Genomic DNA, 11,414 nt, shown 5'->3' with positions numbered 1-11,414 from the left:
CGACCCGCGAGCGGCCACCGGCGGATCGGACCTGACGTACGGGCATGCATTCCGCCAGGGCGGATAGCCGCAGGGTATGAAGCCCACCGATCTGCCGAAACGATCCTGGCGCGCAGTGCTGCGCGGCACGGCGAGGGAGTTCCAGAACGACGAGCTGGCCGATCGCGCGGCGGCCCTGACCTACTACGGGGTGTTGGCGCTCTTCCCCGCCCTCCTCGTCCTCGTGTCCCTGCTGGGCATCGCCGGTGAGTCGACGACGGCTCGGGTGCTGGACAGCCTGCGGAGACTGGCGCCCGGCTCGGTCCGGGACGTCCTCAGTGACGCCGTGACGCAACTGCAGGGCCGCAGCGGTATCGGCTCGCTGGTCGCCGTCGTCGGCCTGGTCGTCGCCCTGTGGTCCGCGTCCGGCTTCGTCGCCGCGTTCATCCGTGCCTCGAACGCCGTCTACGACGTGCCCGAGGGCCGGTCGTTGTGGAAGATCCTTCCGCTTCGCCTGGTGCTGACCGTCACGCTCATGCTCCTGGCGTGTGCGAGCGCACTGATCGTGGTCTTCAGCGGGGGCCTGGCCCGGCGGGCCGGCGAGGTGCTCGGCGTCGGCGACATCGGGCTCACCGTGTGGTCCGTCGCGAAGTGGCCGGTCCTGGTCCTCCTCGTCACGGTCATGATCGCGTTGTTGTACTGGGCCGCCCCGAACGCCAAGGGACGCGGCTTCGCCTGGGTCACCCCCGGCAGCTTCCTGGCCCTGGCGATCTGGATGATCGCCTCGGCCGGCTTCGCCGTCTACGTCGCGAACTTCGCGTCCTACAACAAGACGTACGGCACGGTCGCGGGCGTGATCGTCTTCCTGGTGTGGCTGTGGATCACCAACCTCGCCATCCTCCTCGGGCTGGAGTTCGACGCGGAACTGACCCGCCAACGGGCGATCGCGGAAGGGCTGCCCGCGCACGAGGAGCCGTACGTGCGGCCCCGCGACACCAAGGCATGGAGCGACGAGGACCGTCGCCGGATGGAGGCGTCCTCCCTCCCCTCCGGCTGCCGGGAACAAGAGACATCCGATCGACCTGAGAACGAGGTGGAGAACAGTGACCACGATCGAACAGAGGAGTCGCCCCGCCGATGATTCGGTGGGCGTGCTGATCTCGCGGGCATCCCAGCAGATCTCGGAGCTGGTGCACCAGGAGATGCAGCTCGCGCGCGTGGAGATGACGCGGAAGTCGAAGCGGTACGGGACGGGCGGAGGCCTGTTCGGCGGAGCCGGACTCCTCGGCTTCCTGGCGGCCCAGGCCCTGGTGGTGGCGGGGATCGCCGCGCTGGCCCTGGTGCTTCCCGTCTGGGCCTCGGCCCTGATCGTCACCGCCGTACTGGCCGCGAGCGCCGCCGTGGTGGCGATGGTGGGCAAGAAGCAGATCACGAAGGCCGGCACACCGGCGCCCGAGCAGACGATGGAGAGCCTCAAGGCCGACGTCGCCGCGATCAGGGAGAAGGCACACCGATGACCGGCCAGTCCCACGACGGACCCGTTCCCCGCCGACCCGCCACCCGACAACCCGCCGCCGACGAACCCTCTCCCGAGGAACTGCGGGCACGGATCGAGCACACCCGAGACCAACTCGGTCGTACCGTCGAAGCGTTGGCCGCCAAGGCCGACGTCAAGGCGCAGGCCACGGAGAAGGTCGCCCAGGTCACAGGACAGGTCCGGGACAGGGTCGAACACGTGGCGCACCTGGCGGCGGAGAAGACACCCGACCCCGTCCTCGACAAGGCGGGCCGGGCCGCACTGCTCACGGTCGGCGCCGCGCTGATCGTCTTCCTGCTGGTGCGGGGCAACCGGAGGAGGAACAGGTGAAGGCATCCGCGATCGCGTACAAGCCGGTCGGGTTGGCGTTGGGCGCCGTCAGCGGCGCACTCGCCGGACTCGTGTTCAAGCAGGTCTGGAAGCTGATCGAAGGGGCGGACGAGGCTCCCGCGGCGACCGACGAGGACCGCACCTGGCGGGAGATCCTGATCGCCGCGGCCCTGCAAGGCGCGATCTTCGCGGCCGTCAAGGCCGCCGTCGACCGCTCCGGCGCGGTGGCGACACGGCGCGTCACGGGCACCTGGCCCGGCTGACGCCGCTGCCAGGCCGACCGGCCCGGCAGCGGTCCTCGTGAGGCCGTGGCGTCAGTGCTCCCGGCCGGGGCGGCGCCGTTCCCGTGCGGGCTCGCCGTCGGCACCCGGCCGGTCCAGGCGGCTCGCCTCGTCCGTGTCCGCCGCCCGTACGGGCGGTTCGTCCTCGGGGGCCGCCTTCGTGCCGGGCGCGCTGCGCGGTGTCCCGCGACGTCGCTGCTCGTCGTGGTCGTGATCGTGGTGGAGCGGGGCGCCGCCGGCGCCGCCTTGGTCTTCCATGGCGGAAACCTCCTGTGCTGTGCGTCGGGTCCCCCGAGCGGCTGCTGCCCGAACCCTGCCACAGGAAACCCGCACACCCGGCCGGCCTCCGCGGTCCTCAGTCCGGGCATCGGATGCTGTGCAGGAACCCGTCGATGTCCCAGGACTCGGACCCACGGGCCACCAACTCGTAGGACTGTTCGAGAAAGCAGCTCACCTGCGCCGAGTCGGCGATCAGCACCGCGGACTCGTACCCGGCCGGTGTGTCCCCCCACAGCTGCATGACCAGCGTGCCATGGCCGTCCGCCCACCGGGGGCGGAGGCTGATGTCGCCCTCTCCCACGGGCCGGCGCACCCCTTCGGCCAGCATGTCCCGCTCGAAATGCCACGGGACGGGACGCCCGGCGTCCAGCATGAAGTCGAACCGGACCGCGTAGGGGTCGGAGGTGTCGTAGACGGCCCGCGTCGGTACCGGCAGGAGGCTGTCGGCCACGGCGAGGTGAGTCGAAATCGTGTCGGAGAGCGAGGACGGCAAGGTGACCTCCACAAGACAACAGGTGATCGGCTGCGCGTACCCGTCGAACACGCCTGGCATTCTGCGTCACCCGTGTGAATCTTGACCCGGTCAGGTGTGGGGGCGGCGCGACATGTGCCGCGACGGGCGACGAAGAGCTCCGACGGGGCCGGAGGCGGAGTCGGTGCCGCCCTGTTCCGGCGCGGTTGACGGCCCGGCTTCGGGACACACGAGCGGTGTGCTGAACGTACTTCTCCTCGTCCTGCTCGGGGTGCTCGCGGCGGTGGCCGTCCACGACCTCGTGCAGCGCCGACACGCCGTCCTGCGGAACTATCCGCTGCTGGGGCACCTGCGGTTCGCCCTGGAGGCGCTGCGCCCGGAGATCCAGCAGTACTTCATCGAGCGGAACTTCGACGGCCGCCCCTTCGACCGGGACACCCGCGGCTTCGTCTACGAACGGGCCAAGGGCACCGACGACGAGGAGCCCTTCGGTACCGAACGCGGCTCGTACGCCGAGATCCACGCATGGCTCGCCCCCGGACAACTGCTCGCATCAGCGCCCGACGCCTGGGCATCCGACCGGCGGGCGGCCGACCCCGACCGCTTCACCCACTGAGACCGACGGAAGGACACTCCCGTGGCACGCACCGTGGCCCGCGTGATCGTCGACGCCTGGGACGGTCCAGGGCCCGGACGGTGCTCTCACCCGGTCCCCGGCGACGTATCGGCCGGCTTCGTCCGGCGCGGCACCCTCTCGTGGAACAGCCGGCCGACGAGCGCGCCACCGAACACGACCACGCCGATGGCGACGAGCCAGGTCTGGATGACGAGGACGGTTCCGAACGGGCCGTACGTGACGGCACTGGAGGCGATCAGCGGTGAGAAGACGAGACGGGAGAAGATCCGGAGGCCGAGCAGCCCGAGCATGGTGGCCACGGCCCCGGGGAGGAGGGCGATCCAGCCGACCCGCCCGGCGAGCAGCAGCCGCTGGGACCACCAGAAGAACAGGGTGCCGATCAGGAACGTCACACCGCCGCGGGCGGGGGAGTCCCGCCACGGCGGGGAGATCGCCGACAGGTAGAGCACGCCGACCAGCACGGCGAGCCACAGCGCGTGCCGCCACCGGGCCCACCAACGGGCCGGGGACAGGTCCCAGACCTGCTCGTAGCCACTCTGCAGCACGGTCCCGAAGGACAGGCCGAACACGGTCAGCAGGGCCAGGCCGAAAGCCGTCGTGGTCCGCCACGCCTGACCGGGGAGAGCGAACAGCCGCTCGATCTCCATCCTGGCCGGCGCCGATACACCGAGCCCGTCCCCGAGCCACTGCGCGAACCCCCGCCCGTCGGCGGCGTCCGCCGCGGCGACGACGATCAGCAGCGGTACCAGTGTCAGGAACCCGAGCGCGGCGAACCCCAGCGCGCGTTGCCACAGCCCCAGGTCCCGCACGTGACCCCAGCGGCGACCGGCCCGCGCACGGCGGAACGCGCTGCGCATCCGCCCGACGGGCGACAGCCGCCCGGTCGTCGCCGGCGGGCCGCGATCGGGGGAGGTCGGGTCGACGGGCATGGCCGCTCCAGCTGCTGCCCTCCCCACGGTAGGCCGTTCGGGTGTCTCCCTCCACCGAGCGGAGCGGGAAACACTCGGCGAGAAAGGGTTTGGAAAGGCCGATGGCGGCTACGCGCTGGGTATGGTGCTGATCGGATACACGATGATGACCGAACAGGCCGGCCCCCGAGAGCTGGTCTCCCACGTGGTGGGAGCGGAACGGGCGGGCTTCGATTTCTCCGTGATCTCCGACCACTCTTTCCCGTGGCTGGAGTCCCAAGGGCACGCCCCGTACGCGTGGAGCGTCCTGGGCGCGGCGGCGCAGGCGACCTCCCGCATCCCGCTGATGACGTACGTGACCTGCCCGACGTTCCGCTACCACCCCGCGGTCGTCGCGCAGAAGGCCGCGACCGTGCAGATCCTGTCCGAGGGCCGCTTCCGGCTGGGACTCGGTTCGGGCGAGAACCTCAACGAGCACATCGTCGGTGCGGGCTGGCCCGCCGCCCACGTACGCCTGGACATGCTGGAGGAGGCCGTCGACATCATCCGCCGGATGTTCACCGGCGAGTACGTGAGCCACCACGGCGCGCACTTCGACGTCGAGAACGCCCGGCTGTGGGACCTCCCCGACGCACCACCCCCGATCGGGATCGCCGTCTCCGGCACCCGCTCGTGCGCATTGGCGGGCCGGCAGGGTGACCTGGTGATCGCCACGGAACCGCGCCGCGAGCTCCTGGAGCGGTTCGACGCGCACGGCGGCGCGGGAAAGCCGAAGGTCGGCCAGCTCCCCGTCTGCCACGACACCGACCGCGCCGCCGCGGTGGCCCGCGCGCACGACCAGTTCCGCTGGGCGCTCGGCGGCTGGAAGGTCAACGCCGAACTTCCCGGCCCGGACGGTTTCGAACAGGCCGCCCGGCACACCCGGCCCGAAGACGTCGCCGAGGCCATCCCCTGCGGCGACGACGTGGACGCCTTCGTCGACGCGGTGCGCCCCTACGCGGAGGCCGGATTCACCGAGGTCGCCCTCGTCCAGATCGGCGGCGCCCACCAGGAACCGTTCCTGGAATGGGCCGAGGCGAAGCTCCTGCCCGCCCTTCGCGAGCTGTGAGGGAGGCCCCGCCATGGATCGCGCCGCGCTCTTCGACGTCGACGGAACCCTCGTGGACACCAACCACATCCACGTCACCTGCTGGTGGGAAGCCCTGCGCCAGGCGGGACACCATGTGCCCATGCACGCCGTACACCGGGCGATCGGCCTGCCCGGCGAGGATCTCCTCTCCCATCTTCTGGGCGAGCAGCGGGACCACTCCGAGGACGACCGACTGAGCGCCGCCCACGACACCCTCTACGCCACGTACTTTCCGAAGCTCCGCGCCTTCGACGCGGCCGCCGACCTCCTGCGTACGTTGTCGGACGCCGGGTGGAAGGTCCTGCTGGTCACCTCGGCCAAGGACGAGGAACTGGGCGCACTGCGCGAGGCCATCGGCGCGGACGACGCGCTCACCGCCACCGCGACCTCCGACGACGTCGAGCAGGGCAAACCCGCGCCCGACCCGGTCCGGCACGCCCTCGACCTGGCAGGGGCACCGGCCGACCGCGCGGTGTTCGTCGGCGACTCCGTCTGGGACATGAAGGCCGCGGCCCGCGCCGGCGTGACCGCGATCGCCCTGCTGTGCGGAGGGATCCCCCGCGCGGACCTGGAGAAAGCCGGTGCCGCCGTCGCGTACCGGGACCCGGCGGACCTGCTGGCCCGCCTCGGCGACAGCCCGTTCTCCCGCGTGCCCGCCCACTGAAGGCGGAAGAGCGCTGGTGAGCCCCTTACAGGGAGAGCGAGCCGAGTCGAGCGTTCCGCGCCGTCTTTAGCCGAAGTTGCTCAAACAGCCCGGTCACGCGGCCGGCAACACTATCGTCCACATCCCGCCCCCACACCGACCGGCCCGCCCAGAGTCCGCCCCTTCGGAGACTGTGCCTACATGCCCAGTGGATCGCCTCCCACGAGGAGGCCGTTGACCGTCCTGGTCCTGGTCGCCGCCGTACTCGCCCTGCTTCTCGGCGGGGCGGGCGCGGCCTCCGCGCACGCCGGACTGAGTGGCTCCGATCCCGCGGACGGCAGCGTCCTGAAGACCGAGCCGCAGCACGTCACGCTCACCTTCACCGAGTCGGTCAGCTTCTCCGACGACTCGCTGCGCGTGCTGTCGCCGGCCAACGAGCGCGTGAACCCCCGTCCCGCGCAGCATGCGGACGGCAAGGACAACACCGCTCGGGTGGAGCTGTCCGGCAAGCTGCCCCAGGGTACCTACACGGTGGCGTGGCGGGTCGTGTCCGCGGACGGTCATCCGATCTCCGGCGCGTTCGTCTTCTCCATCGGGCGGCCGTCCGAGACCTCCGCGGTGGTGGCCACCGACTCACCGGACGACACGGCGGTCGGCCGCCTGTACGGAGTCCTCCGCCACGTCGCCTACAGCGGCCTCGCCCTCCTCGTCGGAGCCGCCGCGTTCGTCCTCGTGTGCTGGCCCACCGCGGGCGGGACCCGTCCCGTGCGCAGGCTGCTGACCGTCGGGTGGGCGGCGCTCACGGCGTCCACGGTGGCCCTGTTGCTGCTGCGCGGCCCGTACGAGACGGCCGGCTCGGTGACGTCGGCGTTCGACCTGGCCCAGCTGGGCCGGGCCGTCACGACGAGGCCCGGTGGCGCCCTGATGGCACGGCTCGTGCTGCTGGCGGTCGTCGCCGTGCTGCTCAGGCGGTGGGCCCGACGGTTCGACGGTGCCGACGACGGCGCGCGGGTGCCCGAACTCGGTTCCCGGGACCGGCAGGTCGGTGCCCTCCTCGCCGTGGCCCTGGCGGTCACCTGGGCCTTCGCGGAACACGCCGCCGCAGGCATCAAGGTGGTGCTGGCCATGCCCATGGCCGTGCTGCACCTGCTGGCCATGGGGGTCTGGCTGGGCGGTCTGATCACGCTGCTGCTCCTCCTGCGCCGCCGCGGCCCCGCCGACCAGGGCGTTCCGGCGTCCGCGATCGCCCGTTTCTCCCGCTCGGCCTTCCGAGCCGTGGCCGTACTGGTCGGCACGGGCGTCTACCAGTCGTGGCGGCAGGTCGGCTCGTGGGAAGCGCTGGCCGGCACCTCGTACGGCCGGACCCTCGTCGTGAAGGTCGCCGTCGTGGTCCTGGTGCTGTGGGTGGCCTCGTACTCCCGCCGCTGGACCGCCCGCCTCGTCCACGAGGCGTCGCCGGCGAAGGCGGTGCGGGTGCGTGCCGCCGAGCGGGTGCGGGTGGCCGAGACGGTGGGTGCGCCCACCGCACCGGCCCGGCAGGACCACGACACCGCACCCGACACACCTGCCGGGGACGGGCCGACCGAGAAGACGGCGCCGCCCGCCTCCGACGCCGACACGTACCGGCGCGGCCTGCGCCGCATGGTGACCGTCGAAGCCGTACTCGGCGTCGTGGTCCTGGTGATCACCACCGTGCTCACCGGCACCCAGCCCAGTCGCGCCGCCGGTGAGAAGGCCGCGGCGGCCTCGGTGGCCGATTCGGGGGTGAAGGTGCTCACCGTGCCGTTCGACATGGGCACGGCCAATCACCAGGGCACGGTGCAGATCACGCTGTCGCCGGGGCGCGTCGGCGAGAACACGGTCGAAGCCGTCGTCTTCACCGCGGACGGCGGTCTCGCCTCCGTTCCCGAACTCCGCCTCACGCTCACCCAGGAAGAGCTCGGGATCGGCCCGCTCGACGCCAAGCTCAAGAATCAGAAGGGGTATTGGGCCGCCTACGACCTGCGGCTCCCGATGCCCGGCGAGTGGACCGTGAGCGTCACGATCCGCACCACCGACATCGACCAGGTCACCGTGCGCGAGACCGTCCGGATCACGCCGGTACCGAGGTGACCGGCCGCGGCCGTGCCGTCATCCGGCCCGTACGGCCGAGCACGGCGAGCACCGCGGACCAGCCGCGGACCGGCCGCCTGCCGTCGGCGGGGATCCGGCTGTCAGCAGGGGCGGGAGGCAGGCGGCTCCCATGCGGGCCGTGCCGGGCGGTCGGACGGCGTGTCGGTGTCCAGCTACGTGTGCACCGGGCGGTGATGCGGAGTTGGCACGGCGGCGCAGCGGTCGGGGCCGGTGCGTGGGCCGGTGCGTGGAGTGAGTCACGCACCGGCCCCGACCGGCGCTGTCAGGCCTGGCCGCGGTTGCGGCGTACCCACCAGAAGGAGCCGGTCGCGGCCAGCAGGAGGACGGCGGCGATCGCGCCGACGACGGCCCCGGTGCTGGTGCCCGCGGCCTTGCCGCTCGTCGCCTGCGCGTCCTGACCGGCGCCCGCGGCCGCGACGGGATCGGCCGACGGGGCCGCGGTCGGAGGCTCGGTGGAGGGGACGACCGCGCTCGGCGACGGCGCGGGGTCGGGCGCGATCGGCTTGGCGCCGGGAGCCGCCGCTGCGAGCTTGAGCAACGGGGCGGGGTTGTCGACCTTCTCGCCGTCGGTGGGCACCTCGATCCAGCGGGAGATCTTCCCGTCGCCGTAGGTCTCCAGGGTCTTGAAGGCCAGGGACTTCGCGTCGGGCAACTGGCGTACGGTCACGCTGTACTCGGCGTCCGTGCCGGTCGCGAGGGCCGGACCGCCGATCGCGTACCCGTCCGGCGTGGCCGTCAGCTTCCACTCCTTCGGAGCGTCCTTCAGGGTGACGGCGTCCGGAGCGATGCCCTGCGGCAGGACCACCCGCAACTCCGAGATGCCCGCGGTCTCCGATTCGGCCTCGGAGGTGAAGGACAGCGTCACGTTCTCGGCGAGTGCCCGCGGGTCGGAGGCGGTGACCTCGGCGTGCGCGGCGGCCGGGCCGGCAGCCACGCCCACGAGCACCACGGCGCCCACCGCCGCGACAACAGACCTGCGGAGCCGGCGACGCGTGTGTGTTCCGTTCATGGGGGAGAACCCTCTCGGTACGCGTGACGGGCCTCGACCTGCAGCCGAAGGGCCCGTCAGGATCAGGGGAACGTCTCCTGCACATGCGTCAGGAGGCCCCCGGCGTACCACCGCGTGGCACAGCATCGTGGTCACCGTCGGCCGCACGGCCGAACCGGCACCCGCACCGCGGCGGGTCGGCCGCCGGCCCGTCCACGGACCTGGCCGACGGCGGACGCCGAGAGCCGCGACGGTCGCGGCGACGGCTGCTTGAACCCACCGGCCCACCGTCTCCGGCAGCCGGCTCAACACCTGGTCCGCGCGATGCATGAGCAGAGCCATCACGCATGCGGCCACGCAATGGACCGCCGTCATCGTCCACGTGCTGTGGTGGGCCGTACGTCCGATCTCCAGCACGCTTCCGTGCGCTTCGGTGTGCCGGCCGCCGGCCGCCCGGGGTACGGACAGGGCTCGGTGCAGCAGCAGTTGAGCCAGCCCGGTGGCCGTGACCACGTACCACCCGGGGCGGCGTGGACGGGCCGCGAGCCAGGAGAGCGCGAAGACCACCACCGAACCGACGGCGGCCCGCAGCCAAGACGCCGGGTCCTCCGACGCCAGATGGTGGCCGACGACCGCCAACATGCCGCTGAGCAGCGTGAACACGGCAGCCCGCAGCCCCCGTCCGCCCCACCTCGACGGCGGCGGACACGAGCGCGTCCCCACCGTGGCTTCGGCCATGTCGGGCCCATCATCACCGGACCCCGCCGCCGCCTGGCCCCAACTGTCAATTGCGGAGCAGTTTCGTGGCGAGGGCGGTCGGTGGGTGGCTCCCTCGCAGGAGATCCTTGACGTCGAACAGGAGGCATGTGCACGTGAAGGAATCCCCATCCGCCGACCGTTGCCCCGCGACGAGCGGCGGCCACGAGAGCGGGCGTCTGTGGCTCGGTTCTTCCCTGGAGGAACTGGAACGGTGTCTGTCGACTCCGGGAGCGAGTGCCTCCTCACCGGAGCACTGGGTGCAGCTACGTGTCTTCGCCGTCGGCGGCATGCAGTCCTCCGGGCTGTCGGACGACACGAGGCTCCGCCGGGGGCGCCTGGCTCTCGCGGCGATCTCGGCAGGGGGGCCGAGCCGAACGCCACAAGAGGCGATGGCCGATGCCGCGCACGTGCGTGCATACCTGATCGCGAAGTTCGGGGTCGGTGACGTCGACGCGGTGCGCGACCTTCCCGCACTCTGCTCGGAGATTCTGCGGAACGTGGGCATGTCGCCGGATGAAGGTGCGCGGCTCGCCGAAGGGTGGAGGTCGGCATCGAGGGAACGGATGCTGCGACTGCGACGGATCAAGAACATGCTGACTCCGCTGCTTCCCCTGCGCGCACTCCTGGAGGGTGACGACCTCGCTCTCCAGGAGGCGCGAGCCTGGCTGGAGCTCCTTCCCCGCCTCCCTTAGCTCGTCCTTCGACCTTTCAGCCGTTGCGGGGCGATGAGTTGTCCTTCTCGCGTGCCGGATGCCCTGGCAGGCCTGAAGACGAAGAGGCTCGGTCGGGCAGTGCCACGGTGAGGTCCACTTCGATGAGCTGCCCCGTGAAGCCGAGCTGCGACACACCCAACAGCGTGCTGGCGGTGGTGAACGCCGGCCCGAGAGGTGAGTCGGTGAGCCGACGCCAGGCGACGCCCAGCACGTCTCTGTCGTCGCTCCGCACGTAGATCACCGAGCGCACCACATGGTTCGGCTCGGCATCGACCGCGGCCAAGGCGGTGAGTGCGTTCGCGACGACCTGGTCGACCTGCACATCGAGCGATCCGGAACCGACGAGGGAACCGCTGCGATCGAGAGGGCACTGCCCCGCCAGGTAGGCCGTACGGCCGGTCTCCACCACCGTGATGTGGTGATAGCCGGGCGTCTCGTGCAGCCGCTCGGGGTTGATACGAGTGATCTTCGCAGTCATGCCGACAGTCTGACCAACCTCCAGCCGGTGCGCATCGCCATTTGTCCCACGCAGCAACCCGCGCGGCATCGGCCCGTGGCAGGCCGGGCCCCGGCTCCCGCGAGCACCGGTGCGAGAAGCCACGTGGGCAGGGAAAACGCAACTTCGA

Annotated in this window: 12 protein-coding genes and 2 pseudogenes; 9 read left to right on the top strand and 5 right to left on the bottom strand. The window is 71.6% G+C overall.

What is annotated here, in order from left to right:
* Positions 1-76 precede the first annotated feature (76 nt).
* Genes ACWG52_RS03670 through ACWG52_RS03655 form a run of 4 tightly spaced genes read left to right on the top strand, consistent with a single transcriptional unit; the run spans position 77 to position 2,109 of the window.
* Complete coding sequence (locus ACWG52_RS03670; protein WP_390138371.1) at positions 77-1,120, top strand: YihY/virulence factor BrkB family protein; 1,044 nt, start codon at positions 77-79, stop codon at positions 1,118-1,120.
* A complete protein-coding gene (locus ACWG52_RS03665; RefSeq protein ID WP_161291202.1) occupies positions 1,083-1,496 on the top strand; it encodes a phage holin family protein in 414 nt (137 codons plus the stop codon). Before ACWG52_RS03670 ends, ACWG52_RS03665 begins: the two co-directional genes overlap by 38 nt.
* Entirely contained in the window at positions 1,493-1,846 is a 354-nt protein-coding gene (locus ACWG52_RS03660; protein ID WP_389801547.1) for a DUF3618 domain-containing protein, read from the top strand. Before ACWG52_RS03665 ends, ACWG52_RS03660 begins: the two co-directional genes overlap by 4 nt.
* Positions 1,843-2,109 (top strand): DUF4235 domain-containing protein, encoded by a 267-nt coding sequence (locus ACWG52_RS03655; protein WP_389801549.1) that lies wholly within the window; start codon positions 1,843-1,845, stop codon positions 2,107-2,109. Before ACWG52_RS03660 ends, ACWG52_RS03655 begins: the two co-directional genes overlap by 4 nt.
* Positions 2,110-2,160: 51 nt before the next feature.
* Here the strand turns inward: ACWG52_RS03655 and ACWG52_RS03650 are convergent, their stop codons facing one another.
* Complete coding sequence (locus ACWG52_RS03650) at positions 2,161-2,385, bottom strand: hypothetical protein (RefSeq protein WP_390138373.1); 225 nt, start codon at positions 2,383-2,385, stop codon at positions 2,161-2,163.
* Positions 2,386-2,482: 97 nt separating this feature from the next.
* Positions 2,483-2,857, bottom strand: coding sequence for an SsgA family sporulation/cell division regulator (locus tag ACWG52_RS03645; protein WP_390165740.1), 375 nt, complete (start codon positions 2,855-2,857; stop codon positions 2,483-2,485).
* Between the two features lie 259 nt (positions 2,858-3,116).
* Between ACWG52_RS03645 and ACWG52_RS03640 the strand changes: the two are divergent.
* A pseudogene (locus tag ACWG52_RS03640) lies at positions 3,117-3,416 on the top strand (FMN-binding glutamate synthase family protein); the annotation flags it as partial.
* A 164-nt stretch (positions 3,417-3,580) separates the two neighbouring features.
* Here ACWG52_RS03640 and ACWG52_RS03635 read toward each other — a convergent pair.
* Positions 3,581-4,372 (bottom strand): ribonuclease BN, encoded by a 792-nt coding sequence (locus tag ACWG52_RS03635; protein WP_453129035.1) that lies wholly within the window; start codon positions 4,370-4,372, stop codon positions 3,581-3,583.
* Between the two features lie 193 nt (positions 4,373-4,565).
* Here ACWG52_RS03635 and ACWG52_RS03630 point away from each other — a divergent pair, with 193 nt between their 5' ends.
* The 3 genes from ACWG52_RS03630 to ACWG52_RS03620 all read left to right on the top strand — a co-directional run bounded on the left by ACWG52_RS03630 (position 4,566) and on the right by ACWG52_RS03620 (position 8,307).
* Entirely contained in the window at positions 4,566-5,531 is a 966-nt protein-coding gene (locus ACWG52_RS03630; RefSeq protein WP_390138375.1) for an LLM class F420-dependent oxidoreductase, read from the top strand.
* Positions 5,532-5,544: 13 nt separating this feature from the next.
* Positions 5,545-6,216 carry an HAD family hydrolase gene (locus ACWG52_RS03625; protein ID WP_389801560.1) on the top strand — a complete coding sequence of 224 codons (672 nt, stop codon included), beginning with the start codon at positions 5,545-5,547 and terminating at the stop codon, positions 6,214-6,216.
* A gap of 213 nt (positions 6,217-6,429) precedes the next feature.
* Positions 6,430-8,307 carry a copper resistance CopC/CopD family protein gene (locus ACWG52_RS03620; protein WP_453127775.1) on the top strand — a complete coding sequence of 626 codons (1,878 nt, stop codon included), beginning with the start codon at positions 6,430-6,432 and terminating at the stop codon, positions 8,305-8,307.
* A gap of 283 nt (positions 8,308-8,590) precedes the next feature.
* Here the strand turns inward: ACWG52_RS03620 and ACWG52_RS03615 are convergent, their stop codons facing one another.
* Positions 8,591-9,337, bottom strand: coding sequence for a DUF1775 domain-containing protein (locus ACWG52_RS03615; RefSeq protein WP_389801565.1), 747 nt, complete (start codon positions 9,335-9,337; stop codon positions 8,591-8,593).
* A 995-nt stretch (positions 9,338-10,332) separates the two neighbouring features.
* Between ACWG52_RS03615 and ACWG52_RS03610 the strand changes: the two genes are divergently transcribed.
* Positions 10,333-10,767 carry a hypothetical protein gene (locus ACWG52_RS03610; protein ID WP_453127773.1) on the top strand — a complete coding sequence of 145 codons (435 nt, stop codon included), beginning with the start codon at positions 10,333-10,335 and terminating at the stop codon, positions 10,765-10,767.
* 91 nt (positions 10,768-10,858) lie between these two features.
* On the opposite strand, the pseudogene ACWG52_RS03605 reads toward ACWG52_RS03610, so the two are convergent.
* Positions 10,859-11,266: pseudogene (locus ACWG52_RS03605) on the bottom strand (RidA family protein); the annotation flags it as partial.
* Positions 11,267-11,414: the final 148 nt, after the last annotated feature.

Source organism: Streptomyces sp. CLCI03, assembly GCF_053615355.1.
The sequence above is the reverse complement of the archived record's forward strand: the minus strand, read 5'-3'. Positions and strand labels throughout refer to the sequence as shown.

Coding starts and splice junctions, on each gene's coding strand:
- ACWG52_RS03670 (WP_390138371.1), top strand. CDS start 77: ATGAAGCCCACCGATCTGCCGAAACGATCCTGGCGCGCAGTGCTGCGC.
- ACWG52_RS03660 (WP_389801547.1), top strand. CDS start 1,493: ATGACCGGCCAGTCCCACGACGGACCCGTTCCCCGCCGACCCGCCACC.
- ACWG52_RS03650 (WP_390138373.1), bottom strand. CDS start 2,385: ATGGAAGACCAAGGCGGCGCCGGCGGCGCCCCGCTCCACCACGATCAC.
- ACWG52_RS03635 (WP_453129035.1), bottom strand. CDS start 4,372: ATGCGCAGCGCGTTCCGCCGTGCGCGGGCCGGTCGCCGCTGGGGTCAC.
- ACWG52_RS03630 (WP_390138375.1), top strand. CDS start 4,566: ATGGTGCTGATCGGATACACGATGATGACCGAACAGGCCGGCCCCCGA.
- ACWG52_RS03625 (WP_389801560.1), top strand. CDS start 5,545: ATGGATCGCGCCGCGCTCTTCGACGTCGACGGAACCCTCGTGGACACC.
- ACWG52_RS03615 (WP_389801565.1), bottom strand. CDS start 9,337: ATGAACGGAACACACACGCGTCGCCGGCTCCGCAGGTCTGTTGTCGCG.